This is a genomic window from Pseudomonas sp. GM79 (assembly GCF_000282495.1).
In the GTDB taxonomy this organism is placed as follows: domain Bacteria; phylum Pseudomonadota; class Gammaproteobacteria; order Pseudomonadales; family Pseudomonadaceae; genus Aquipseudomonas.
The window spans coordinates 42,876-68,876 of record NZ_AKJE01000032.1; the positions used below are offsets into that span (position 1 = coordinate 42,876).

The 26,001-nt window shown below is 59.3% G+C and carries 19 protein-coding genes; 8 read left to right on the plus strand and 11 right to left on the minus strand.

The window, feature by feature from the left end; all coding sequences use genetic code 11:
* Positions 1 to 64: 64 nt before the first annotated feature.
* From PMI36_RS20715 to PMI36_RS20690, 6 genes are all read right to left on the minus strand, one after another.
* Complete coding sequence (locus tag PMI36_RS20715) at positions 65 to 811, minus strand: YkgJ family cysteine cluster protein (protein ID WP_008069887.1); 747 nt, start codon at positions 809 to 811, stop codon at positions 65 to 67.
* A gap of 243 nt (positions 812 to 1,054) precedes the next feature.
* Positions 1,055 to 1,432 (minus strand): DUF1330 domain-containing protein, encoded by a 378-nt coding sequence (locus tag PMI36_RS20710; RefSeq protein ID WP_008069889.1) that lies wholly within the window; start codon positions 1,430 to 1,432, stop codon positions 1,055 to 1,057.
* A 275-nt stretch (positions 1,433 to 1,707) separates the two neighbouring features.
* Complete coding sequence (locus PMI36_RS20705) at positions 1,708 to 2,124, minus strand: ester cyclase (protein WP_008069891.1); 417 nt, start codon at positions 2,122 to 2,124, stop codon at positions 1,708 to 1,710.
* A 93-nt stretch (positions 2,125 to 2,217) separates the two neighbouring features.
* Positions 2,218 to 2,979, minus strand: a complete 762-nt coding sequence (locus PMI36_RS20700) for an SDR family NAD(P)-dependent oxidoreductase (RefSeq protein WP_008069899.1) — start codon at positions 2,977 to 2,979, stop codon at positions 2,218 to 2,220.
* 36 nt (positions 2,980 to 3,015) lie between these two features.
* Positions 3,016 to 3,858, minus strand: a complete 843-nt coding sequence (locus PMI36_RS20695; RefSeq protein WP_008069901.1) for an SDR family oxidoreductase — start codon at positions 3,856 to 3,858, stop codon at positions 3,016 to 3,018.
* A 60-nt stretch (positions 3,859 to 3,918) separates the two neighbouring features.
* Positions 3,919 to 4,932, minus strand: a complete 1,014-nt coding sequence (locus PMI36_RS20690; protein WP_008069906.1) for an aldo/keto reductase — start codon at positions 4,930 to 4,932, stop codon at positions 3,919 to 3,921.
* A 435-nt stretch (positions 4,933 to 5,367) separates the two neighbouring features.
* Between PMI36_RS20690 and PMI36_RS20685 the strand changes: the two genes are divergently transcribed.
* Together PMI36_RS20685 and PMI36_RS20680 are read left to right on the plus strand one after the other, a co-directional pair.
* Positions 5,368 to 5,841, plus strand: a complete 474-nt coding sequence (locus tag PMI36_RS20685) for a (2Fe-2S)-binding protein (protein ID WP_008069908.1) — start codon at positions 5,368 to 5,370, stop codon at positions 5,839 to 5,841.
* Positions 5,842 to 5,853: 12 nt separating this feature from the next.
* The gene (locus tag PMI36_RS20680) at positions 5,854 to 8,094 is read left to right on the plus strand and encodes a xanthine dehydrogenase family protein molybdopterin-binding subunit (protein ID WP_008069910.1); all 2,241 of its coding nucleotides are present in this window, start codon (positions 5,854 to 5,856) and stop codon (positions 8,092 to 8,094) included.
* Between the two features lie 83 nt (positions 8,095 to 8,177).
* Here the strand turns inward: PMI36_RS20680 and PMI36_RS20675 are convergent, their stop codons facing one another.
* Together PMI36_RS20675 and PMI36_RS20670 are read right to left on the minus strand one after the other, a co-directional pair.
* Positions 8,178 to 11,198, minus strand: coding sequence for an EAL domain-containing protein (locus PMI36_RS20675; protein ID WP_008069912.1), 3,021 nt, complete (start codon positions 11,196 to 11,198; stop codon positions 8,178 to 8,180).
* Positions 11,186 to 12,205, minus strand: coding sequence for a substrate-binding domain-containing protein (locus PMI36_RS20670; protein ID WP_032830232.1), 1,020 nt, complete (start codon positions 12,203 to 12,205; stop codon positions 11,186 to 11,188). The genes PMI36_RS20675 and PMI36_RS20670 overlap by 13 nt, the downstream gene beginning before the upstream one ends.
* Before the next feature lie 473 nt (positions 12,206 to 12,678).
* On the opposite strand from PMI36_RS20670, the gene mexE reads away from it, so the two are divergent.
* Genes mexE through PMI36_RS20655 form a run of 3 tightly spaced genes read left to right on the plus strand, consistent with a single transcriptional unit; the run spans position 12,679 to position 18,542 of the window.
* Complete coding sequence (mexE, locus tag PMI36_RS20665; protein WP_008069916.1) at positions 12,679 to 13,932, plus strand: multidrug efflux RND transporter periplasmic adaptor subunit MexE; 1,254 nt, start codon at positions 12,679 to 12,681, stop codon at positions 13,930 to 13,932.
* A 12-nt stretch (positions 13,933 to 13,944) separates the two neighbouring features.
* Positions 13,945 to 17,124 carry an efflux RND transporter permease subunit gene (locus tag PMI36_RS20660; RefSeq protein WP_008069918.1) on the plus strand — a complete coding sequence of 1,060 codons (3,180 nt, stop codon included), beginning with the start codon at positions 13,945 to 13,947 and terminating at the stop codon, positions 17,122 to 17,124.
* On the plus strand, positions 17,121 to 18,542 hold the full coding sequence (locus tag PMI36_RS20655; RefSeq protein WP_008069920.1) for an efflux transporter outer membrane subunit: 1,422 nt from the start codon (positions 17,121 to 17,123) through the stop codon (positions 18,540 to 18,542). Before PMI36_RS20660 ends, PMI36_RS20655 begins: the two co-directional genes overlap by 4 nt.
* A gap of 211 nt (positions 18,543 to 18,753) precedes the next feature.
* Here the strand turns inward: PMI36_RS20655 and PMI36_RS20650 are convergent, their stop codons facing one another.
* The 3 genes from PMI36_RS20650 to PMI36_RS20640 are packed head-to-tail and all read right to left on the minus strand — an operon-like array spanning position 18,754 to position 22,061.
* Entirely contained in the window at positions 18,754 to 19,719 is a 966-nt protein-coding gene (locus tag PMI36_RS20650) for an HlyD family efflux transporter periplasmic adaptor subunit (protein WP_008069922.1), read from the minus strand.
* Between the two features lie 4 nt (positions 19,720 to 19,723).
* Complete coding sequence (locus PMI36_RS20645; RefSeq protein WP_008069925.1) at positions 19,724 to 19,924, minus strand: DUF1656 domain-containing protein; 201 nt, start codon at positions 19,922 to 19,924, stop codon at positions 19,724 to 19,726.
* Complete coding sequence (locus PMI36_RS20640; protein WP_008069926.1) at positions 19,914 to 22,061, minus strand: FUSC family protein; 2,148 nt, start codon at positions 22,059 to 22,061, stop codon at positions 19,914 to 19,916. Before PMI36_RS20640 ends, PMI36_RS20645 begins: the two co-directional genes overlap by 11 nt.
* Positions 22,062 to 22,271: 210 nt before the next feature.
* On the opposite strand from PMI36_RS20640, the gene PMI36_RS20635 reads away from it, so the two are divergent.
* The 3 genes from PMI36_RS20635 (at position 22,272) to PMI36_RS20625 (ending at position 26,001) form a co-directional block, all read left to right on the plus strand.
* Positions 22,272 to 23,171, plus strand: a complete 900-nt coding sequence (locus PMI36_RS20635; protein WP_008069928.1) for a bestrophin family protein — start codon at positions 22,272 to 22,274, stop codon at positions 23,169 to 23,171.
* Between the two features lie 76 nt (positions 23,172 to 23,247).
* A complete protein-coding gene (locus tag PMI36_RS20630; protein ID WP_008069930.1) occupies positions 23,248 to 24,303 on the plus strand; it encodes a tetratricopeptide repeat protein in 1,056 nt (351 codons plus the stop codon).
* A gap of 195 nt (positions 24,304 to 24,498) precedes the next feature.
* Positions 24,499 to 26,001: an ATPase domain-containing protein gene (locus tag PMI36_RS20625; protein WP_008069933.1), complete on the plus strand. Its 1,503-nt coding sequence runs from the start codon at positions 24,499 to 24,501 to the stop codon at positions 25,999 to 26,001.

Here is a 26,001-nt window from a genome sequence, read left to right on the forward strand (position 1 = left end):
TGCCATGAACCATATATTACAAAGTACTTCAGTTCGTCTTAATGCCTAATACAATGAAGCCGCTCTACAGTCGATGAAAGATGTAGTCGACGTGCGGCCGATCATCCAGAGCAACACCCGCCGCTTGCAGTTGCCGGTATAACTTAGGGTCATCGATTCGTATCTTCCAGTCGTGGCTTGTCGGTGTCCTCATCCCGACGTCGTAATGATGAATGGCCTCAAGTAGAGACGTTCGATCAGGTAAATACACAGCCAGGGCATTGCCTTTCCAGGCGGCAACGCTCAGCCCCATGGCTTCACACACGACAATCTTGGCCTGTGCGTCGTCCCTGTCGGCCTGACGGGAGCGTTCGACTTGATCGGCCAGTACCGGGTCGACGATCCGGTCGGAGAACAAGACCTCGCCCTGCTCCCAGACTTGCGGCGGGCAAATTTTGTTTTCCGGACGCAGGGCAATGAACGGATTGATTTCCATGGGGTAGATTCGGCAAACCAGCGGTCGTTCTTCATAGATACCGCAACGATCGTCGTCACCGAGATTCGGACACTGCTGGAGCGCATTGCCGGCCAGCACCGCTACCACCCGGATCCGCGCATCACCGCTGGTGACTTCCACGGCCCGTTGCGCACTGTGAGCATACTGCTGAGGCTCTGAAGGCCAGGTCGATTCATCGAATGCCTCCAGTATCACCACCACCTCATGGCCCCTCTGTAGCCACTGTCTCGTCTCGTTCAACGTCAGTGGGATCAGTCGCCCTTTGCAGCAAATCCCGCAGCCATTACAGGCAAACCGGATAGCGTTGTTTTCCATATCGAGCACTCACAGCAGTTTTCGAATGCCCATGGAGTGCCTGGCACGCAGCTAGCGGCGTGCCAGGCCCCGATGGCTCACGCGGAGTATGTGAAGCGCCGTGTAGATCGGGTTGCCCGATCCGGGTACTTGCTTGCCTGATACAAGGAGATTGTTGAGCGACCAGCGCCCGGCAAAGGTGCCAGGCGCTAGAAGTGTTGAGCACAGCCCCATGGGACAACGTCAGGCAATGTGTTTGTGGGATTACTGCGGTGCAGGCACATAACCTTCGGTTATCACGACGGAGCCTTCAGTAGCGGCCATTCGAAGTTTTTTAGCCGCGGTGTACTCCGGCGAGTTGTAGAAGCGCTGAGCCTCGGCAAGGCTTGGAAACTCGGCAATAGCCATCACCGACTTGGGTTTTCCTTCAACAGCCGTGGCATTGAGGTTGAAAACAATCACCTTGCCACCGTACTTCGGTGCCAGCGGCCCTGCGGCTTCCATGTAGCGTTGGAAGGTCGCCTGATCGTTGATCTGGTAGTTGGCAATCATGTAGCCGTGCGGCGTTGGCTCCTGCGCCAGACAGAGACCGGCAAACGCGAACGTGATTGCAGCGACAGAAGCTGCGACCCATTTTTTCATCGTATGAACTCCCATGAGTTTGAATAACAGACAGAACGCCCCCCCGGATGAACCGGATCGGCCATCGATGGGCCATCGTGGTTTTCAAAGTATGTGAGGGTGTGCCAGGAGGGAGTTGCCGGTTCTGCTGCTTCTACTGCCTGATCCAGCGAATTGACGCTCAAGATCAAAACAGGTGTCCGCTTACGGATGCATGGTCACCTGAGGCCGCCGTCCTGCATGGGCCCCGGGTGCCAAATACCCATGGCGACCATGCACTGAGTCCGACGGTGAATCTATAGCGGTACCGCACCGATCTGCTGCAGCAAACCCAGCAGGTCAGGCTGACCATGCTCTTCAACTATTTGACCATCGGCGAACCGATAGAAATTGACCGCCTTGACCTCAATAGTCTTTCCGGAGGGTGGAACACCCAGGAAGCTTCCATGATGCGTACCGCGCATCGTAAAGCGCGCGGCCACCCTGTCGCCCTCAATAATCAGTTCCTCAAGCGTCCACTGAATATCTGGAAAACCTGCGCGCATCATCGCAATGATCTCCTGATAGCCGTCCGGCCCCTGCAAAGGCTCAGAACGCCCCGGAACGAAAAACGTCGCCTGCGGAGAAATTAGCTCCCCGGCCAACTCATCGCTCGCGGTGTTTATGAAATCAGTGAAGCGCTTCATCAGAAGCTTTTTTGATCCCGTTTCCATGATGGTTTCCCTTTCTATGTGAGTCGTTTGTAAAACACCGCCTCGAGCTCGTTAGAGGGGTTGCGCATTAGAGAACCCCTCGCTGAAAAACCGTTAAGCCTGATCGGTGGGCATGATCCACAGTTCGCTGACGGCGGCATGGCGTGGCCGGGTGACCATGTAAACCACGCCATCGGCGATGTCCTCGGCCTGCAGCACCTCAGTGCTCTCGTAGAAAGCATCGATGCTGTCGCGCATCGTGCCGCTGTTATGCGAGCCCAACTCCGTGTCGACACCGCCTGGCTCCAGCACACCCACGCGGACATGCTTCTTGGTGATCTCCTGGCGCAGGGATTCGGTGAATCCGTTCACGCCAAATTTGGTCATGTTGTAGACGCCATAGTTGGCCCAGGCTACACGGCCAGCGATCGATGAGATGTTGACGATATCGGCGACCCGGCGAGGCCCGTCTTCGGCTGCGGCCAACAAGTGCGGCAAAGCCGCGTTGGTCATGTACAACAGGCCTTTCTGGTTGATCGCAATCATCCGCTCCCATTCCTCGGGATCGGCGCCGACTATAGGGCCAAGCAGCATCAGCCCTGCGTTGTTGATGAGAATGTCCAGCCGCCCGAACCGTTCGACGACTGCCTGAACAGCCGCCTCGGATTGGGCGCGGTCGGTGATATCGGCACGTACCGCGCGGGCGCTACCGCCCGCCGCCTGGATTTGTACAACGAGGTCATCCAGGCGGTCCTGCCGACGAGCAACCAAGGCGACACTGGCGCCCTTAGCGGCGAGCGCCCGCGCGGTGGCGTGGCCAATCCCGCTACTGGCGCCGGTGACGAGGGCAACGGTACCTGCAAGTGGTGATGTCATGGCATGTCCTTTGTGAACCTGGGTGAAAAACGAGCGTCAGGCGTCGTCGTGAGCAAGAGAGGACGACAATTTACGATAGGCGTCGGCCTGTACCAGTAGCGCGTTGGCCTTGGCCTCGAAGGTCTGCACCGCATCGAAGCCCGCGGCGAAACGAACCGGCGGCTCGTCGAGCCCTGCCAGCTGCACAATCGCGTCGGCGAGCTTGGCAGGGTCACCGCCCTGTTTGCCGTCCATGCCACTCCAGGCTGTGACGGTCTCTCGCGTCCGCTGGGCATAGTCGTCGATGGAGGGTAGCGCGTAGGTGGTGGAATCGGCCGTCAGCAGTTCTGTGCGGAAGAAACCTGGCTCGACCAACATCGTGCGTATGCCGAAGGGTTCGATCTCTGGCGCGAGCGACTCGATCCATCCTTCGAGGCCGAATTTTGCCGCCGCATAGGCCGTGCAGAACATGCCGCCAGCGATACCCGCCGTAGAGGAAATGGTCAGCAACAGACCCGAGCGCTGCTTGCGCATCACCGGCAGTGCTGCACGAGCGACGTTCATCGGACCGAACAGCAGCGTCTCGATCTGGCTGCGCACCTGTTCCGGGCTGAGCTCTTCGAAGAAACCCGCATAGAAGTTACCCGCGTTGTTGACCAGTACGTCAATCCGTCCGAACTTGCCGATGGCGGCCTTGACCGCGTCTTGGGCATCATCGGGACGGGTAACGTCGAGCTTGAGGGTCAGCAAGTCTTCATGCTCGCCGATTGCCGCCAGCACTTTCCCGGCATCACGGCCGGTCGCAACGACGGCATGTCCGGCAGCGAGTGCCGCTTTGGCGATGTCTACACCCAGTCCACGGCCAGCACCGGTGATAAACCAAACTTGTTTCTCAGTCATGTGATTGTTCCTTTTCTAACGAGTACCTATTGTGTCGAGCCTCTCCTTTTGGTTGCTGCATCAATCGGCGTATTCATTGCCTAAAATGACAGAATCTGTCTCATCGACAACACGCATCTGCATTTCATTCATTCGACCGCCGTGCACCTTGAGCCTGGACAGCGCCGTGTGGATCTCACTCAGGTCTGCGGACGTCAATTGAACGCTGACAGAGGCCAGGTTCTCTTCCAGATGATCCAGTCTGCGCGTACCTGGAATCGGAACAATCCAGGGCTTCTGGGCCAGCAGCCATGCCAGCGAGATCTGCGCGGGAGTGGCGCCCTTGCGTTTCGCAAACACCTTGAGGAAATCAACGATCGGAGTGTTGGCTGTCAGGTTCTCAGGGCTGAAACGGTCGAATCCAGCTCGCAGGTCCGTCTTCGGATCGAGCCGGGTTCGACCATTCAGGGTGCCAGACAAATAGCCCATTCCTAGCGGCCCCCATGGCACGAAACCGATCCCGAGCTGCTCGCACGCTGCAAGCACGCCGTTTCGCTCCACGTCTCGCTCCATCAGCGAGTACTCGGTTTGAACCGCCGTCACCGGCTGGACTGCGTGCGCCCGACGAATCGTGCTGGCGCTCGCTTCGCTGAGGCCGAAATGCAACACCTTGCCCTCCTTGATCAGATCCCGGATCACACCCGCGACCTCTTCGATCGGCACTGACGGGTCGACTCGGTGCTGGTAGTAGAGATCAATGTGATCCGTGCGCAGGCGTTTGAGTGAGCCTTCAATCACGGCCCTGATATGTTCAGGACGGCAATTGAGACCGCCGGCTTCGATGTCGAAACCAAACTTGGTGGCGATGACCACTTGATCACGAAAAGGGGCAAGCGCCTCGCCGACCAGATCTTCGTTGGTATACGGGCCATAGACTTCAGCCGTATCAAAGAAGGTGACGCCCTTTTCATGGGCGCTGCGAATCAGCTTGATGCCTTCAGCCCTGTCTGCCGGCGGGCCATAGTTGGCGCTGATGCTCATGCATCCCGAGCCCAACCCAGAGACAACCAGCTTGCCAAGTTTGCGCTGCTGCATGGCATGTCCTCCATCAAAGGTGCCATGTGTGCGGTCCGATGTGGTGGCCCACGACAAAGGGCTGACGGCCAATCCAGTGCCAACGATGGCCGAGTTGATCAGCACATCACGACGACTGAGGGTTCGTAGATCCTGGGAGCTTGATCCAGGAATCTTTCTATCCTTTTCCATGGCGAGTCCTATTCGGTAGATACAACGCTTGAAGTATGCGTTGACCAATAGCTCAAAGAGTTGCCCGATCTACCTCTTTCATTGCCTGATTCGATCACCGATTGAAGAGTTTCAAGCGTCTTGGTCGCGCTCGTGACGCTCAGCTCATCCGTCAAATTGGGCAATCATTGAAGCGGATCGCGCAATCGATCCAGGAAGTATGGCGCTACAGTTGGCAAACGCCCGGAACACGGATCCCACTCATTCATGGAGAGCTGTCCCACTATGAGCGCCCTCAACATCAATGGCCGTGACTACACGGTTGACGTAGACCCTGGCACCCCGATTCTCTGGACTCTGCGTGACGCGCTGGGCATGACCGGCACCAAGTTTGGCTGCGGGGCAGCACTGTGCGGCGCTTGTACTGTTCACCTTGATGGCCAGGCCATTCGTTCCTGCGTCACGCCTATCGCGGCCGCCGAGGGCAGGAAGATCACCACCATCGAAGCAGCAACCAACGGCAGCGACCCGGTTGGCACAGCCGTACACGAGGCATGGGTCAAACACGACGTAGCGCAATGCGGCTATTGCCAGAGCGGCCAGATCATGAGCGCGACGGCTTTCCTCAAGGCTCAACCCAAGGGCAAGCAGCCCACGGCGGCCGAGATCGACTCGGCCATGGCTGGCAACATCTGCCGCTGTGGCACTTACGCTCGTATCCGCGCGGCGGTGGCTGATGCCGCCAAAGCCCTCGCCTGACTGGAGCTTGCCATGTTCAACGACACCTACCCGGACGAGCTCCCCCGCGTGTTGCAACACATGCTCGAGCGCGACCAGATCGACGGCCCCGCCACACTCCCCCGCCGCAGCTTCCTGAAAATCCTTGGTGTAGGCGGCCTGGCGCTGGGGGCATTTCCTCACCTGGCCCTGGCGCAACAGCCTGGCGACAACCGCGCAATGCCTCTCAAGCCGAGTCAGCAGCCCTCGGCATTCGTGCAGATAGCGCCCAATGGGGAAGTCACCGTAACCATCAACCGGTTGGAGTTCGGTCAGGGCGTGCAGACTGGCCTGCCGATGATCCTTGCAGAAGAGCTTGATGCTGACTGGAGCCTCGTGCGCAGCCGCAATGGTACTAGCGACATCGCCTACCAGGACCCACTCTTTGGCATGCACCTCACCGGCGGTTCCAATTCGATCAAGAACAGCTATACCCAGTACCGCGAACTGGGTGCCCGCGCTCGCGCCATGCTGCTCGCCGCGGCGGCCGCGCGCTGGAATGTGGATATGGCCAGCCTGAGCACGCAATCCGGAATGGTGCTCGGCCCCGCTGGCCGCAAAGCGAGCTATGGCGAACTGGCCGAGGCCGCGATGGCGCTGCCCGTGCCCGAAACGATCACGCTCAAGGACCCCAAAGACTTCCGAATCATTGGCCATGCCACCACCCGCATCGATGCCAAAGCCAAGAGCAGTGGCCAGCAGGATTTCGGCATCGACATGAAACTGCCAGGGCAACTAACGGCCGTGGTGGCCAGACCGCCAGTATTCGGTGCCAGGATTTCCTCTTTAGATGACAGCGCTGCACGCGCCATCAAAGGCGTGAAAGCAGTGCTGCGCGTCCCACTTGATGGGGGGGCCGAAGGCGTGACCGTCATCGCTGACGGTTACTGGCAAGCCAAACAAGGGCGTGATGCACTGAAACTGCAATGGGATACGTCGACTGTTGAGAAGGTCGATAGCGAAAAGCAGTTGGCCGACTACCGGGAGCTCGCGGGTCGTCCTGGTCCACGGCTCTTCGAGGCGGACATGGCGCCACTGGAAACAGCGCCCCATCGATTAGACGCCGAGTTCGTGTTTCCTTACCTGGCCCATGCGCCAATGGAGCCGTTGAACTGCACAGTCAAACTGTCCGAAGAACGCTGCGAGTTATGGGTGGGCACCCAGTTTGCCGGGGCCGACAGCGCCGCGGCCGCACGTGTACTGAACCTCAAGCCCGAGCAAATTCAAATTAATGTGCAGACGGCTGGCGGCGGCTTTGGCCGGCGTGGCATAGCCACCAGCGACATTGTGGTGCTGGCATGTGAGGTGGCCAAGGCCGCGCGAATGGCCGGTTTGAATGTACCGGTGCGCACGCTATGGAGCCGCGAGGATGATATCAAAGGCGGCTACTACCGCCCCATGCACCTGCACCGCGCTCGTCTCGGTTTTGACGATACCGGCAAGGTGCTGGCCTGGGACCACGTTGTGGTAGGACAGTCCATCATCAGTGGCACCATGTTCGGGGGACGGGTGAAAAACGGCATCGACCCCACGGCGACGGAAGGCATGCGCGATCCCTACCCACTGCCAATGCGCCTGACGGTGCATCACCCAAAACTCAACGTGCCGGTGTTGTGGTGGCGCAGTGTGGGCTCCACCCACACAGCCTTCGTGATGGAGACGGTGATCGATGAGATCGCCCGAACAACCAAACAAGATCCAGTGGCTTACAGGATGAAACTGTTTGCCGATCAAAGTCCGCGCCATCGGGCTGCATTGCAACTGGCGGTGGACAAGAGCGAGTACGGCAAACGCGAGCTGCCTGCTGGCCGAGCCTGGGGCGTTGCGGTACATGAGTCGTTCAGTTCGGTAGTGGCTTACGTCGTGGAAGCCTCGGTGCAGAACGGCCGTCCGGTACTGCACCATGTGACCGCCGGCGTCCACTGCAACCTGGTCGTCAACCCGCGCAGTGTTGAGGCCCAAGTACAAGGTGCCGCCCTTATGGGGCTGTCAATGTGTCTGCCGGGCGGTGCCATCACCTTGAAAGACGGCGTCGTGCAACAGAGTAATTTTGCAGACTTCAGCGTTCCACGCATCACCGATATGCCGGAATTTTCCATTCATGTCGTGCCAAGCGCCGAACCACCCACAGGGATGGGGGAACCCGGCCTGCCACCGTTGGCCCCAGCCTTTGCAAACGCGGTCGCACGCCTCACCGGTAAGCCGGTGCGTGAGCTGCCCTTCAAGCTGACGTGACAATGGCCCCCGTCACTACCGGTTTGCGAAGTACCCAGGCGATCGGCTTCTGACACAGCAGCCTGTTACCGTACGCTGAGTCATTAACGCCCGGGTATTGGACTGCCTGGGCGTTTTACAACGCGTTTCCGCCTGAGCGAGTCAGGGCTCGCAATGCGGCTCGGTTGAGGCAACCGGGGCGTACGCAGTAACACACTGATTTCATCGCAGCTGACCGCGCTGCTGAAAAAGTGGCCCTGAATTTCATCGCAGCCGTTTTCACGCAGGAAGGTTTGCTGCTCTTCGGTTTCGACACCTTCGGCAATGACCTTCAGGTTCAGTTTGTGCCCCAACGAAATCACTGCGGTGGCGATGGCTTTGTCGTTCTCGTTGTCGGGCAGATCGCGCACGAAAGACTGGTCGATCTTGAGTCTGGCGATCGGGAAACTTTTCAATGCTGCGAGGCTGGAGTAGCCGGTGCCGAAGTCGTCGATCGAGAGACTGATCCCCATTGATTGCAGCTCCTTCATTTTGCTGATGGCTTGCTGAAGGTCTTGCATGATCAGACTTTCGGTCAGCTCCAGCTCAAGGTACATCGGGTCCAGTCCGGTTTCTTGCAAGGCATGCATCACCCGGTCGATCAGGTCCCTTTCGATGAACTGGCGTGCTGAAATATTCACCGACATAGTGATCGGCGGCCAGCCCGCATCCTGCCAGGCCTTGTTCTGTCTGCACGCGGCATGAATCACCCAGTCGCCGATGGGCACGATCAACCCGGTCTCTTCGGCCTGCGGAATGAATTTGATTGGAGACACCATGCCGAGCTCGGGGTGCTGCCAGCGGATCAGTGCCTCTACGCCGATAATCTGACCTGACTGCAAATCCACCTGTGGCTGGTACAGCAACAGGAACTCGTCATGGTTGAGTGCGTTTCGAAGCCCGTCTTGCATGGCGAGCTTGCCCTGAACCTTATTATTCATCTCGCTCGTATAGAACTGGTAACTGTTGCGACCCAGCTCCTTGGCCCGGTACATGGCGGCGTCCGCATTGCTGAGCAACGTGTCGGTATCGCTGCCGTCGGCGGGATAGGTGGCCAACCCCATGCTGCAGGTGACGTGGAGTGTATGTCCGCTGAGCTGAATCGGTCGCAGGATGGCTTCCTGGATTTTGTGCAGGGCGGGAGTAACGCCGTCGAGGTCTGAGGGCTGGTCGAACAGGATGATCACAAACTCGTCGCCACCCAGTCGCACGACGGTGTCGGTGCGGCGTACACACTCCAGCATGCGCTGGGCGACGGTTTTCAGCAGTTCGTCTCCAGCACTGTGCCCAAGGCTGTCATTCACCAGTTTGAATTTGTCCAGATCGAGAAACACCACCGTCACCAGCCGGCTGTAGCGCTGAGCATAAAGTATTGCCTGCTTGAGACGGTCTTCGAGCAGTGTGCGATTCGGCAGCCCGGTCAGTGCGTCATGGTCACCCATATAGCGAATGCGCTTTTCGGTAAGTTGGCGTTCTATCGCAATGCCAGCAAGAGGTGTCGCCATGTTGATCAGTCGCGTCTCGGTCGAGCTGGGGCTGCGTACGGTGCTGGAATACAAGGCAAACGTACCCAATACCTTTCGCTCATGGGACAGAATCGGCGTCGACCAGCACGCGCGAAATCCATAGGGCGCGGCGACTGAACGGTACTCCTCCCACAGCGGATCCAGCTCGATATCGGTGACGATAACCGGTTCTCGTCGATACACCGCGGTGCCGCATGAACCGACGTTCGGACCGATCGCAATCCCGTCAATGAGTTGGTTATAGGTTTTCGGCAAACTGGGCGCAGCCCCGTGCAGCAGGTGTTTGCCATCCTCATCCAGCACCTGGATGGACACCATCATCCCCTCCAGTTGGGACTCGACCAAGTGAGCCAGGCTGTCGAGGACTTCTGCAAGCTCGGTGCTCCTGGCGATCAGCTCCAGGACATGACCTTGCCCGGCACGGATGACAGCTTCTTGCTCTAATCGGCTGTTTTGCAAGGCGAGCCGTTCTGTGGCGATGCTCAACTGGACCGTTCTTTTTTCCAGCTGAAGTCGGTCTTTGAGGAATTGATTCACCGCGCGAGCCATGTTGCCGATCTCGTCCTTCCCATGTTCCGCCATCGTCAAATGCGTCTGGTCAGTGCGCTCCTGACGCAATTGCCGGCTTATTTCATCCAGACGCACGAGCACATGACGCCCCATGAAGACCCGGGTCACGAACCAGGCAAACACCAGGCTGGCGCCCAACATGATCAGCACCCATTGCTGGCTACGATTTGAGTCCTCGACCAGGCGCTGCAGGGCTTGGCGATAGTCTTCGGTGTAAGCACTGGATTGCGCACGGGCCACCGCGACCAGAACCCCGGCCTCGTTCTTCAGTTCCTCATTGAAGTGCTGTATGACGTTGTGCTGATTGATGAGCCTCAGGCGCAGGGAGAAGAGATCGGACGTCTCCACATTAGCGTCGGGTAGCTTGCCTGTGGTGCGTGACAGGCGCTCATATCGGATCCGCAGCCGTTGCACAGCATTACTGTCGACAGCCTGCGGCAGATCGAAAAGTAACACCGCCAGTTCCAGGCTGGCCCGGGTCTGGGTCGCGGTTAACCGGGCGGTGTGATCCTCCATGGTTTGCTTGAAGGTGACCTCGGTTTGCAGCAGGCTTTCTCGCAACTGCGCAACGATGTTGGCGGTATTGCGGAACATCTGACTCGACTGATGCATGTCGAGTATCGCCACGCCACTGTTCGCGGCAGTCAGCTGCTGCACCAGTTGATCAAGGGCTTCAAGCTGTTCGACGGTCGCCGCATAGCTTGAACGCAGGGTGTCGGGGGAGCGGGTTGTCAGAAGTTGATCGGTCTGGCGTTCGATCAGCAAGGTACGCTGCAGCATGTCTTGCCCATTTTGCATGCGCACCAGTCGTTCTTCCGTCAACTGGCGGGTGCCGTTGTTTGACGTGCGCAAGGCGTAGACCGCAGTTGCACCACTCGCCAGGATCAGCAGCGCCAGCGTCAGAAATGCCAGTGTGAACTGTGCGCGTAGAGATTGCGGCAATAGCCGGCGTCCGAGCCGGGAAGTAACGTCCAATGTCAGGGATTCCATTGCTGGCGATAGATGTCTCGATAGCCATTGTCCGGGTCGTACTGGGATTTCTTCCCGCCGTCGAAGGCGATATTGTCGGCATTGACCAGGTGAATCGGCGCTACGAAGCCGCTCACCGGCTGACCTGCAAACAGCCGGTTCAATTCATCCATCACTTGCCAGCCATGCAGGTTGAGCGGCTCGGCCACGGTGACGGTCTGGTAGGTTTTTGCCTGTATGCGCAAGAAAGCCGAAGCGCTGCCATCACCGGCAGACAACAGGCTGATGCCGTCACTGGGTATTGCGGCACTGGTCAATGAGGCAATCGAGTAGTCGAAATAGATGTCGTTGATGGCCAGCGTGTGGGTCCAGCGCTTGCCATAGCGCTGAAGCAGCTCCTTGGTGATCGTCGGCATCTTCTCGCCACTTTCGGAGATCGCGACATCACGCACTTCCAGCAACGTACATTCCCGACAGGCCCGAATGACGTTTTCCATGGCCTTGGCTTTCGCCATGGCGATGCTGTACTTGGAGTCGGTCAGGATGACCACGCCGGCGTGTCCGTTTGACTGTGCCACGGCCGCCATGGCCGTGAGGCGAGCCACTTCGAGCGGGTCGGTCGTGACGTTCATGGCCACTGGCGTGCCGTCAATCGGCCCGGGGCGTGCCCCGGCGTGCCAGCCAACCACCGGCACATCCCTGTTGGCGAAGAGGATCAGCGCCGCATTGTTTTCAAGGGCATCGGAGCCACACAGGATGAGGCCATCGGGTTTCGCTGCCAGGGCATCGGAAAAGGCCTTTGCGCGCCCGGCCGATGATCCAGCGCCATCGAATATCTTCAGCGTCCAGCCCATCTCCTTGGCTGCCTCGCGAGCGCCCTGCGCGACACCGACGATTCCTCCGTTACGCAAATCTTCTGCGACAAGGGCGATGCTCTTGCCCCGCAGGGCTCGCGGGCCGGATTCAGGGCCGCTCCAGCGAACGGCTTCAAGGGTGGCCCTGGAAACGATTTCCTGCGCTTGAATCACCGTAACCGTGGCGTTTTCGACAGCGTATCCGGGAGTTGCCGTGAAAAGACAGAAAACCGTAATTGAAGCTATCCAGAGTAGCCAGGGCCTGAGTAACCAGGGCCTGATCAGACAGGTTCGATCACCGCATGTGATGCCGGGTCTGGAGCTGATGGCGCGTTCATAGTCTGGCATGGCGTCCCTTTTTGCCAAGAGTGCAGCGTTCACTATCCGAAAGGATAGTCGGTTCTGCTGTCATCAGGTCTTTTGTGGGGAAAGTGCGCGAACTTTAGTTCTGAACATTCAGGCCAGCTGGTATTCACTCTGATTTTTCGTCATTTCATTTGAAAGCCCGCCAACGGAAGGTGCATGCTAGAGGGCTCGCTATGAACTTATATCATTCCGAATGATAGTTACCTTCGGTTCATTCGATTCGTGCCATACAACCCCGCCAAGCATCATCCGTCCATCTCAATACATTGGCGGATGCATCCATGGAACAGTCACTCAAACATTTGCGCTTCCCCTTGGCCCTGTTGGCCGTGCTGGTGATGAGCGCCTGCGGCAAGACCCCGGACGCTGCCGCCACGATGCCCGCGGCCAAAGTCAGCGTGGCCAAGGTGCTGGAGCAACCGGTCAACGAGTGGGACGAATTCACCGGGCGCCTTGAAGCGCCGGAAACGGTAGAGATTCGTCCACGGGTTTCTGGCCAGATCGATGATGTGGCCTTCACCGAAGGCGCGTTGGTCAAGAAAGGCGACCTGTTGTTCCAGATCGACCCACGCCCCTTCCAGGCTGAGGTCCGCCGCCTCGAAGCCCTGGTTGCCCAAGCTCGCGCCACCGCCACCCGCAGTGAAAACGAATCCCAGCGCGGCGAACGTCTGCGCACCAGCAACGCGATTTCCGCCGAACTCGCCGACTCGCGCACCAGCGCGGCTCAAGAAGCCCGCGCCGCTGTCGGTGCCCTCCAGGCCCAATTGGACCTGGCCAAACTGAACCTGAGCTTCACCCGCGTCACCGCGCCTATCAGCGGCCGTGTCAGCCGTGCGGAAATCACCGCCGGCAACCTGGTGACCGCCGATACCACCGCGCTGACCAGCGTGGTGTCCACCGACAAGGTCTACGCCTACTTCGACGCCGACGAGCGTGTATTCCTTAAATACACCCAGCTCGCCCGCCAGGGCCAGCGCGGCGCGACCACGCCGGTTTACCTCGGCCTGTCCAATGAAGACGGCAACCCGCACCAGGGCCAGATGAACTTCGTCGACAACCAGGTCAACCCGAAGACCGGCACCATTCGCGGTCGCGCGGTGTTCGACAACAGCGACGGCACCTACACCCCGGGTCTTTATGCTCGCCTGAAACTGGTGGGCAGCGGCACTTACTCCGCGGTGTTGATCAACGACGAAGCGGTCGGTACCGACCTGGGTAAAAAGTTCGTGCTGGTGATGGATGCCGACAACAAAACGGCTTACCGCCCCGTCGAACTGGGTCCGAAGATCGAAGGTCTGCGCATCGTGCGCAGCGGCCTGAACAAGGACGACACCATCATCGTCAAGGGCTTGCAACGGGTTCGCCCTGGTTCACCGGTCACCCCTGAAGTGATCCCGATGGCCAGCCAGGAAACCCTCGCGGCACTGGCTCAACAACGACAAGCGCTGGAAGCCAGCAACCTGCCCCAAATCGCGCCTGCCAAGGTCGCGCCGGGTACGGTTGTGAAAGTGGCTGCTGCGACTCCACGCGGTTAAGGGATCTCTACGATGAATTTTTCCCAATTCTTCATTTCACGGCCGATCTTTGCAGCGGTGCTTTCGCTGCTGATCCTGATCGCCGGCGCCATCTCGCTGTTCCAGTTGCCGATCAGCGAATACCCTGAAGTCGTGCCGCCGACCGTTGTGGTCCGTGCCAACTTCCCGGGCGCCAACCCTAAAGTCATCGGTGAAACCGTGGCCGCTCCTTTGGAGCAAGCCATCACCGGCGTCGAGAACATGCTGTACATGTCCTCGCAGTCCACCGCCGACGGCAAGATCACGCTGACCATCACCTTCGCGCTGGGCACCGACCTGGACAACGCGCAGGTGCAGGTTCAGAACCGCGTGACCCGGACCGAGCCCAAGCTTCCCGAGGAAGTGACGCGCATCGGTATCACCGTCGACAAGGCTTCGCCCGACCTGACCATGGTTGTGCACTTGACCTCGCCGGACAAACGCTACGACATGCTCTACCTGTCCAACTACGCCTTGCTCAACATCAAGGATGAGCTGGCGCGTCTGGGCGGTGTCGGTGATGTGCAGCTGTTCGGTATGGGCGATTACTCGCTGCGGGTATGGCTCGATCCGAACAAGACCGCTTCGCGCAACCTGACCGCGACCGATGTGGTCACCGCGATTCGTGAACAAAACCGTCAAGTGGCGGCCGGTGCCCTGGGCGCTCCGCCTGCGCCGAATGCCACCGCGTTCCAGCTGTCGGTCAACACCCAAGGTCGACTGGTTTCCGAGGAAGAGTTCGAGAACATCATTATTCGCTCCGGTGAGAATGGTGAAATCACTCGCCTGAAAGACATCGCCCGCGTCGAACTCGGCTCCAGCCAATACGCCCTGCGTTCCTTGCTGAACAACCAGCCTGCGGTGGCGATCCCGATCTTCCAGCGCCCTGGCTCCAACGCTATCCAGATCTCCAACGACGTTCGGGAGAAAATGGCCGAGCTGAAGAAGAACTTCCCGGAAGGCATGGACTTCAGCATCGTCTATGACCCAACGATCTTCGTGCGCGGTTCCATCGAGGCGGTGGTTCACACCCTCTTCGAAGCGCTGATCCTCGTGGTACTCGTGGTGATCCTGTTCCTGCAAACCTGGCGCGCCTCGATCATTCCGTTGGTGGCAGTGCCTGTTTCGCTGATCGGTACGTTTGCCGTGATGCACCTGTTCGGCTTCTCGTTGAACGCCTTGTCGCTGTTCGGATTGGTACTGGCCATCGGTATCGTGGTCGACGATGCGATTGTGGTGGTGGAAAACGTCGAGCGAAACATCGGGCTCGGATTAACCCCTGTCGAAGCCACCAAGCGTGCGATGCGCGAAGTGACCGGTCCGATCATCGCGACGGCGTTGGTGTTGTGCGCGGTGTTTATCCCGGCCGCGTTCATCTCCGGCTTGACCGGGCAGTTCTATAAACAGTTCGCCCTGACGATTGCGATTTCGACCGTGATCTCGGCCTTCAACTCGCTGACTTTGTCGCCGGCGCTGGCCGCCGTGTTGCTCAAGAGCCATGACGCGCCGAAAGACCGCTTCTCCAAGGTTCTGGACAAGATCTTTGGTGGCTGGTTGTTCCGTCCGTTCAACCGCTTTTTCGACAAAGCCAGCCATGGTTATGTCGGCACTGTAGGCCGGGTTATCCGCAGCAGCGGTATCGCCTTGCTGGTGTACGCCGGTCTGATGGTGCTGACGTTCTTCGGTTTCTCCAATACCCCGACCGGTTTCGTACCCGGCCAGGACAAGCAATACCTGGTGGCCTTCGCGCAACTGCCGGATGCCGCGAGCCTGGACCGTACCGAAGACGTGATCAAGCGCATGTCCGACCTGGCCCTGAAACAGCCTGGCGTGGAAAGCGCGGTGGCCTTCCCGGGTCTGTCGATCAACGGTTTCACCAACAGCCCTAACGCCGGCATCGTGTTCGTCACCCTGAAACCGTTCGACGAGCGCAAGGATCCGAGCATGTCCGCTGGTGCGATTGCCGGTGCATTGAACGGCCAGTACGCCGGGATTCAGGAAGCCTACATGGCGATCTTCCCGCCGCCGCCGGTACAAGGCCTGGGCACCATTGGCGGTTTCCGCCTGCAGATCGAAGACCGGGGCAACCTGGGCTATGACGAGCTGTACAAAGAAACCATGAACATCATCACCAAAAGCCACAGCGTGCCGGAACTGGCCGGCCTGTTCACCAGCTACACTGTGAACGTGCCGCAGGTCGATGCTGCCATCGACCGGGAAAAAGCCAAGACCCACGGCGTTGCCGTCAGCGACATCTTCGACACCCTGCAGATCTATCTGGGCTCGCTGTATGCCAACGACTTCAACCGCTTCGGTCGCACCTATCAGGTCAACGTTCAGGCTGAGCAGCAGTTCCGCCTCGAATCCGACCAGATCGGTCAGCTGAAAGTGCGTAACAACCGGGGCGAGATGATTCCGCTGGCGACCTTCATCAAGGTCAGCGACACCTCGGGGCCGGACCGCGTGATGCACTACAACGGCTTCATCACCGCTGAAATCAACGGTGCGGCAGCCCCCGGCTACAGCTCCGGCCAGGCCGAGAAAGCCATCGAGAAACTGCTCAAGGACGAATTGCCCAACGGCATGACCTACGAGTGGACCGACCTGACCTACCAGCAGATTCTGTCCGGCAACACGGCGCTGTTCGTGTTCCCGCTCTGCGTACTGCTGGCGTTCCTGGTACTCGCGGCTCAATACGAAAGCTGGAGCCTGCCACTGGCGGTGATCCTGATCGTACCGATGACCCTGCTGTCGGCCATTACCGGTGTGATTGCCTCGGGCGGTGACAACAACATCTTCACCCAGATCGGTTTGATCGTACTGGTGGGACTGGCCTGTAAGAACGCGATTCTGATCGTCGAGTTTGCCAAGGATAAACAGGAAGAAGGCCTCGGCCCGCTGGCAGCGGTGCTGGAAGCTTGCCGTCTGCGTCTGCGGCCGATCCTGATGACCTCCTTCGCGTTCATCATGGGTGTGGTGCCTCTGGTTTTCTCCAGCGGTGCCGGTGCTGAAATGCGTCATGCCATGGGTGTGGCGGTGTTCTCCGGGATGCTCGGGGTGACCTTCTTCGGTCTGTTGCTGACACCGGTGTTCTACGTACTGATTCGCAACTTTGTGGAGCGCGGTGAAGCGCGCAAAGCGGCCAAGGCGCTGAAATTGGAGGCACAACAATGAGTCTGAAAGCCTTCCTGCCGAGCCTTCTGGTGCTGGCCCTGAGTGCCTGCGCCGTTGGCCCGGACTACAAAACCCCAGCGACGGAGGCGGCCAACATCACGGCCGCCACCGATGGCAGCGCCGGTCAGAAGAACTTCGACCGCGCTCGTTTCGAAGGCATCTGGTGGCAGCAGTTCGACGATCCGACCCTCAACCAGTTGGTGACGCAATCCTTGCAAGGCAACCGTGATTTGCGCGTGGCCTTCGCTCGCTGGAAAGCGGCCCGGGCGATTCGCGATGACGCCAGCAATGACGCCATGCCGACCATCACCAGCCGCGCCAGCAGTGATCTGGCCAAGGGGCAGATTCCCGGCCAGACCACCGACCGGGTCAGCAGTGAACGCTATGACCTGGGCCTGGACATGGCCTGGGAACTGGACTTGTTCGGTCGCATCCAGCGCAACCTGGAATCCAGCGACGCTGAACAGCAGGCCGCCGAAGCCGATCTTTACCAACTGCAAGTCACCATGATTGCCGAACTGGTGGACGCCTATGGCCAACTGCGCGGCGCACAGCTGCGGGAAAAGATCGCCCTGGCCAACCTGAACAACCAGCAGGAATCGCGCAAGATCACCGAAAGCCTGCGTGATGCCGGTGTCGGCGATCAGCTGGACGTGGTTCGCGCCGATGCACGCCTGGCCTCTGTCGAAGCCAGCGTCCCGCAGCTGCAGGCCGAACAGGTTCGTCAGCGCAACCGCATCGCCACTTTGCTGGGCGAGCGTCCGGACAAGCTGACCGTCGACCTGAGTCCAAAAGACTTGCCAGCGATCGCCAAGGCCCTGCCCATTGGTGATCCGGGCGAATTGCTGCAACGGCGTCCGGACATCCGCAGCGCCGAACGCAAACTCGCGGCTGCCACCGCCCGCATCGGCGTGGCCAAGGCTGACTTGTTCCCACGGGTCAGCCTCAGCGGCTTCCTCGGTTTCACCGCCGGGCGCGGATCGCAGATCGGTTCCTCGGCGGCCAACGCTTGGGCACTGGGCCCAAGCATCACCTGGGCGGCGTTTGACCTGGGTAGCGTGCGAGCCCGTTTACGCGGCGCCGATGCTGAAGCCGAAGGCGCTCTGGCGACCTACGAGCAGCAGGTGCTGCTGGCGCTGGAAGAGTCGGAAAACGCCTTCAGCGATTACGGCAAACGTCAGCAGCGCCTGATCTCGCTGATTCGTCAGAGCGAATCAAGCCGCGCCGCCGCGGACCTGGCCGACATTCGCTACCGCGAAGGCACCGTGGACTTCCTCGTGTTGCTTGATGCCCAGCGTGAGCGCCTCGCAGCCGAAGACACCCAGGCCCAGGCCGAAGTCGATTTGTATCGCGGCATTGTCGCGATCTACAAAGCCCTTGGCGGCGGCTGGCAACCAGAGACGGTCGCCAGCAAGTAACGTTTCAAAGAGCTCCTTTGGTTGGCCGCAACCAACCAATTCTTTTGCCCCGCGCCTCATTCGGTCGCGGGGCTTTTTTTGGGCTGCGCACCGTGCTGGAGTCACCACGCCCCCTGTGGGAGCGGGCTTGCTCGCGAATGCGATGTATCAGCCGCAGAATATCTATTGGATGTGCCGGCCTCTTCGCGAGCAAGCCCGCTCCCACAGGGGGTTAGTGGGTTGCCTTGCTATCGCCGTTTTCCATGATGGTTACCGTAGCCGTGGTCCCGGCACGCAGGCGGTTTTTGGCGACATAGTCGGCGTCGATCTGAATCCGCACCGGCACCCGTTGCGCTAGCTTCACCCAGGTGTAACTGGGGTTGATATTGGCCAGCAGGCGACTGCCGGGTAAGTTCTCGCGGTCGGCGATAGCAAAAGCGATGCTCTGCACGGTGCCGCCGAAGGTCTCGCCGCTCATCAACTCGACCTTTACCCGGTCGCCCTCCTCGATTCGTGGCAGTTTTGTTTCTTCAAAGTAGCCGCTGATATAAAACGAGTCGCTGTCCACCAGTGCCAATAACGCCCCTCCAGCAGTGGCGTAATCACCCTGGCGAGTCAGCAGGTTGGTTACATAACCACTGACAGGCGCTACGACCCGTGTGCGCTGCAAGTCCAGTTCGGCCTGGGTCAATGCGGCGATCGCCAGCTGCACATTGGCTTGTGCCAGGCCCAGATTGGCCTGATTGCGCAACAGCTCCGCCTGCGCCACTGCCACTTCGGTACTGGATTTTTCCCATTCTTCGCCGGAGATCGCGAAACCCTGTTTTAGGGTTCGACGGCGCCGCTCTTCGCTTTGGCGCTGCCTGAGCAGCGCTTCGCTGGAGACAATCGTCGCTTCGGATTGGCCCAGCGTGGCTTTTGCGACTTCCACCGCACGCTTGGCATGCTCCACCGCCAGCGTATAACGAGCCGGGTCGATTTCCAGCAGCAACTGGCCTTTCGTAACATGCTGGTTGTCTTGAACGCTCAGGCTGACGATGCGCCCCGAGACATCGGCGGACAATGTCACTACATCGGCGCGAACCCGCGCATCCCGAGTCCAGGGGGCGCGGGTATAATGTTCCCAGGCGAACCAGCCGAGCACGAAAGCCAGCAATACCACCGTCACAGTCACGAGTCGGGCAAGGATCTTCTTCAAGGCATCAAGCTCCCATCACCAGAATCAGCGTTGCGCAAACACACGCGTACAACGCGCCTTCGAACAAGGCTTCATGCCAGACAAAACGCAGCACGCCAACGCGGCGCAAGACCCAGTCCAGCAGCAGGAAAATCGGCAGGGCCAGCAGTAACGCCTGGGCAATCGGGGGCAAGTAGACACCACCCAATTCAAAATCAATGGGCAAGGGCCGGCTCTCCTTCCGTTTGGGCGGGTTGAAAGTATTTGCGATGTCGCTCCAGAAACGACACCACGATCAACAACGCCACGCGCATCCTGAATACCGACCACAGGTGTTCATGAACGTCTAAATGCAAGTCGTCCATTTCATCGCCCAAGACACGCAAGTTTCCGAGCAACTGCTCAAGGTCAATCCCGGGCCGTCCAGAGATCAATCGTCCTGTCTCACGCACGGCTGCCAGCAAACGGTTTTGCTGTTCTGTACTCAGCAACGTGTTGCTTTGCCCCTGTTGCCTGAGCTGGTTCAAGGCAACACCCAGTGCCATGCACCCAAGGCTGACTTCGAACAGCTCGCTGGAGTGCTTGTCGTTGGTCGCCGGCAATAGTCCCAGCATCATGGTCAGGCGATCGACCATTCGGCTTTCAAACGTAAATTGCTGTTCATCGGTGGCCGGCTTCTTCAGCAACGCGTAAACCTGCTCGCAGTTTTCATTGAACAGCCGGCGTATCCGCAAAACGGGCCTGAACGGGAAAATCAAGGCGTAGACACTGAGCGCCAGCGCGGAGGCGCTGACATACGCACCGGCAAACTCGAACCACTGAATGGCACTGTTCTGGCCGATTTCTGTGTTTTGCGGACCCAGCAACAGAATGGTCGTCAGTCCAAGACCAATGCCTGTACCCGTGGTTGACGGACTGGCTAGCCCCACCGCGACGGCATACAGCAATGGGGCAAGCAACAAGGCGAGCAACTCGAAGTCACTGATCATCGGTATCAGCATGAACAGATAGAGCGCTGACACCACCAAAGCCAGCCCCTGCCCCCTGGCAAAGCTTTGCGCGGCCAGTAACGGTCGCGGAAAAGTCGCCATCAGCGAACAGAGAATCCCCACCACAATCATCCCGCCACGGGCCCCGTCCCAAGCGGTCTCGATCCAGATCAGACCGGCCACCAGCAACGCGGCAAATGCCCGGATTGCATTCATTGCCGCCAAAGCGAAGTCCAAATGCAGCGGATTTTCCTGGCCACGGAACACGCAACTGGCTTCACGCCCTTCCTGAATCGCGTCGCTCAGTTCCAGAATCTGCGCCAGTTGCTCCAGCATCCGTGCCTGCTCCCAGCGCAGTGCCCAGGCCAATGAACGCAGCGTGGCAGGCATCGTCTCGGTGAGTTGTTCGGCCTTGTAGGCCTGGTCATCGAAACGCTGTTGCAGCGCGGCGAAATGGTGCCGTGCCTCGGTCGACAGCGAACGCCCTTGCAGGGCCAACTCATCGAGAAACGCCAGTTCTTCGGCGCGCAAACGCTGTATCTCTTCCGGCAACGCGCCTTCCCAGCGTTCGGTGAGCAGTAGCCTCTGGTGACGCAGGGCCGTCAACCGCGAAGTCAGCAGCACCAGTTGATTGCCAAGCAACTGCACCAGACTATTGGCGCTGCGCAATCGTGGCGCATCGTAATATAAATGCCGACGTACCCCCTCCAGAGCACTGATTGCGCCGAGCAGTTGCATTTGCCGCCGATGGAAATCGGCCTCGCTTTCTTCGGTTCGGATGACGGCAGCAGCGTGGGTCGCGAGCAGCTTGATGACCTGATCGATCTTGGCGAAGTAATCCCGCGCCACCGCTTCCGGCCGCGCCGTGAGAAGGCTGACCACGCACACGCAAGCCACCGCCAAAAGCGTCTCGGTCACACGAGTGACGGCCAGCAGGAACGTGCCCTCCTGATCGGGCACCGCCAGCAGCGCCACGACCACCGCCGTGTACCCGCTCAGGACAAATGCCTGGGAACTGGTGTAACGCAACAAGGTGCCGCCGGCGGTACAGAATGCCAACCACAAGGCCAGGGTGAGGATGAAAGGCAGGGGCGCCTGGGGAAAGATCGCCATGATCAACACCGCCACCACTGCTCCGAGCGTGGTGCCGATGACCTGGCCGAAACTTCGGGCCAGGGCCATGCCGCCCAATGGCTGGCTGACGATGACCACCGCCATGATCGACCACTTGGGCTGTTCAAGGTCGAACAGGAAGGCCAGATACAATGTCAGCAGTCCGGCCACAATGGTTCTCAGGGCGAACAGCAGCACCTCTCGTCCGGGGTTGAGTATCGCCTTGAAATATTGAAGCAGTGGCTGCATGGGAGCGCTCATTGAGTCATCTCCAGCAAGCGTAGTCATTGCTTCAGTGCCTCGACAGGTTTCGGTGTCGACAAAACCTGTAGGCAAATTCGCCGATAAATACGCTTACCTTGATAGAGCCTGTCGATTAGCTCGTCAGCCATAGCAATTGGACGGCCCTTCCTCCACCCCTTAGGCTGACACTGCTGCGCAAGCGCCACTCTCTATATAAAGTTGCTGCCCATGATTGTGCGTCCCAAGCCGAATCTGATCGGCATGCTGTTTTCCCTTAAAGGCTCGATTGCCAAGCGCATTGCCTTGCGCAGTTTATTGGTGACCCTGCTCGCGTCGGTCATTGTCTTGGTGGAGACTTGGCACCCGGCCTATTTTTCCAAGGTCAATGCCACCCCCTTCACCCTGCTGGGGTTGGCGCTGTCGATCTTCATGAGCTTTCGCAACAACGCTTGCTATGACCGCTGGTGGGAGGGTCGCAAGCAACTGGGGCAACTGATCATCGAAGTACGCTCGTTGATTCGCGAAACCCAAGGATTGATGGCGGCGGCCGAACGTGAACTTCTGCTGCGTGAACTCTGCGGCTTCGCCCATGGCTTGATCGCCCGCCTGCGCTTTGAAAACGAGATCAGCGCGATCAAACCGTGGACGCAAGATGCCGTAGACGCAAAGCACCCGAACATCACCGACGCACTCTTGCAGCGAATCGGTGCTCGGTGCTCAGCGCTGGCCGAGCGCGGCCAGATCAGTGAATGGCGCAATACCCAACTGGAAAGCCGACTGGTCAGCCTCAGCCAGGTCCAGGCCAGTTGTGAGCGAATCAAAAGCACGCCACTGCCCTTCCCTTACACCCTGTTGCTGCACCGCACCATTTATCTGTTCTGCATCCTGTTGCCATTTGCCATGGCCGAACCCCTTGGCTGGCTGACACCGGTGATCACCGCCATTGTCAGCTACACCTTTTTTGGCCTCGACGAAATCGGCGACGATCTGGAAGACCCGTTCGGCTTCGATGAGAACGATCTGCCGTGCAATGCAATTGTGCGCATGCTGGAGCGCGAAGTGCTGGCAGCACTGGGGCAAACCGAGTTGCCACCCGCCCTTGAGCCCGTCGACTACGTGCTGAACTAAGCTTGGGTTTGACTCACAGCCCGGCCTGACCGAAGCTGGTGGCTTTGCAAAAGCCTGCCAGCCCCCGGATTCCTGCATGCCTCAGTCCCGCCGCTACTTGCTCATCAGCCTCTGTGTATTGTTTGCCCTCGTCCTCGCCTGGTTTTTCCTGCGGAGCACGACGCCGGTGGTGCCAGCAGCGATCAAGCATGGCTACAGCGAAGCACTGGCCCAGGCGCGCGCGGGTCAACCGGGGGCGGCGCGGGTGCTCTATCAGCAATTGGGCCGCCCTGACCTGTCGACCAAGCGCCGTGTCTGGCTGCATGCCGAACTGCCCAACTACCCAAGCCCGCAAGCCCTGAAACTGGCGGATGCGGACCTGCAACATCCCTCGGCGGATGTGCGCATCGCGGCGATTAAAAGCATCAGCGGGCTAGTGCCCAGTGGTCAGCGCAGTCTGTTGCTGGGGCCCTTGCTCGATGACAGCGATCCGAGCGTCCGGTTTGCCGCGGTCAACGCTTTGCTGGGCCTGACGCCGGATGAACTGGGGTTGTACTTTGGTCCTTTGGAGCAAGCCATCGATGCTTGGGAGCAACTCCTCAAGGGTCAGCCGGAAACGGCCGAGATCCACTATCAACAGGCGCGCCTGCACTTGCACAATGCCGAGCTGAAGGAAGCGCAGCAGGCCTTGGAGCGCACGTTGCAACTGGAGCCCGGCAACCTGCCGGCACTGGTGATGCAGATCGAAGTGCTGGATAAACAGGGCCAAAGCGATGCTGCCAGGCAATTGTTGGCGAAGCAGCTAAAGGCCCAGCCTGACTCGGCCTACCTGCAACATGCGCTGGGGCTATGGTTGCTGCATCACGGGCAAAGTGAGTTCGCCCTGCTCGGGTTGTCCAAAGCCGTGGAGCTTGAGCCCGACAACAAGGATTACCGCTACGACCTGGCCACCACGCTGCATGCTGAGCAAGAGCTGGAAGCGGCGCAGAGCCAGCTGCAGGAAATCGTTCAGCGCCACCCGGCCGACCGCAAGGCGCGGGTGCTCTTGATCAACTATTGGAAGGAAAGCGGTCAGTTGCAGAACGTACAGATTCTGTTGGCACAGCTGGAGCAGCTCAATCCGGATGATCCGGCGTTGCAGCAAGGGCTTTAATCAAGATCGAAAGATCGAAAATCAAGATCAAAAGATCGCAGCCTTCGGCAGCTCCTACGCGCCTGTGGGCGCTGCTACAAATCAGAGCAACAAAAGGTTGAACCGCCGTCTCGGCGAAGGGTCAAGTGATCAGGCAGTCCATTCAGGCACGTCAAGCCTGCTGCCTCGCTTCCCCTAGTCATGAGAGGGCATTTCTTGTCTACATCTAACGAGTTGATCAGTGCAAAAGCCGCCACCGGCATTGAAGGTCTGGATGACATCCTGGCCGGTGGATTGTCCCGCGGCCACGTGTTCTTGCTGGAGGGTGAACCCGGAACCGGCAAAACCACCGTCGCATTGCATTTTTTGCTGGCTGGCGCCCGTGCCGGCGAGCGCTCGTTGTACATCACCCTGTCGGAAACCGAGCGCGAGCTGCGCCAAGGGGCGTTGTCCCACGGCTGGGAGCTCGATGAGAACATCCACATCTTCGAGCTGACGCCGCCGGAAAGCCTGCTCAATGCCGAGCAACAGCAGAGTCTGCTGTATTCCTCGGACCTGGAGCTGGGCGAAGCCACCAAACAGATTTTCGAGGCGGTCGAACGGGTCAAACCGACCCGCGTCGTGGTCGACAGCCTGTCCGAAATCCGCCTGTTGGCCCAAAGCTCTTTGCGCTACCGCCGACAGATTCTGGCCATCAAGCATTACTTCGTGCGCTACGAGGCCACAGTGCTACTGCTGGATGACCTGACCACCGAAGCCCTCGACAAAACCGTGCACAGTGTGGCCCACGGGGTGATTCGTCTCGAAGAATTGACGCCCAACTACGGCGCCGAACGCCGGCGCATTCGCGTGGTGAAGTATCGCGGCCAGAAGTACCGGGGTGGTTTCCATGACTTCACCATCATGGGTGACGGCGTGCATGTCTTCCCGCGCCTGGTGGCGGCCGAACATCGCGGGCGCTATATCCGCCAGCAATTGACCAGTGGCATCCCGGAAATGGATGCCCTGCTCGGTGGCGGTATCGAGACGGGGTCCAGCACCCTGATCCTCGGCCCGGCCGGTACCGGCAAATCCCTGATCTCGATGATCTTCGCCGCTGCGGCAGTGGCCCGTGGCGAAAAGGCTGCGTTGTTCATTTTCGATGAAGAGTTGGGGCTGCTGTTCGAGCGGATGAAAAACATCGGCATCGACCTGAAGGCACTGGAAGACACCGGCAACTTGCTGATCGAGCAAGTGGACGCCGCCGAATTGTCCCCCGGCGAGTTCTCCTACCGGGTTCGTCGTTGTGTTGATGAACGCAATATCAAAACCGTGGTGATCGACAGTATCAACGGCTATCAGGCGGCGATGCCCGAGGAAAATGCGCTGGTGCTGCACATGCACGAGTTGCTGCTGTACCTCAATCGCCAAGGCGCCGCGACATTCATGACCGTCGCCCAGCATGGGCTGGTCGGTGACATGCAGGCCCCCGTCGACATTACCTATCTCGCCGACACGGTCATTCTGCTGCGCTACTTCGAAGCCCTGGGCAAGGTACGCCGAGCGATCTCGATCATCAAAAAACGTACCGGCAGCCACGAATCGACCATCCGCGAATACCGCATCAGCAGCCAGGGCATGACCATCGGTAAACCACTGGATGCATTCCAGGGTGTATTGCGTGGCGTGCCCACTTACCTGGGCGCGAGCAATCCGCTGCTTGAGGAAGATGCCCAGTGA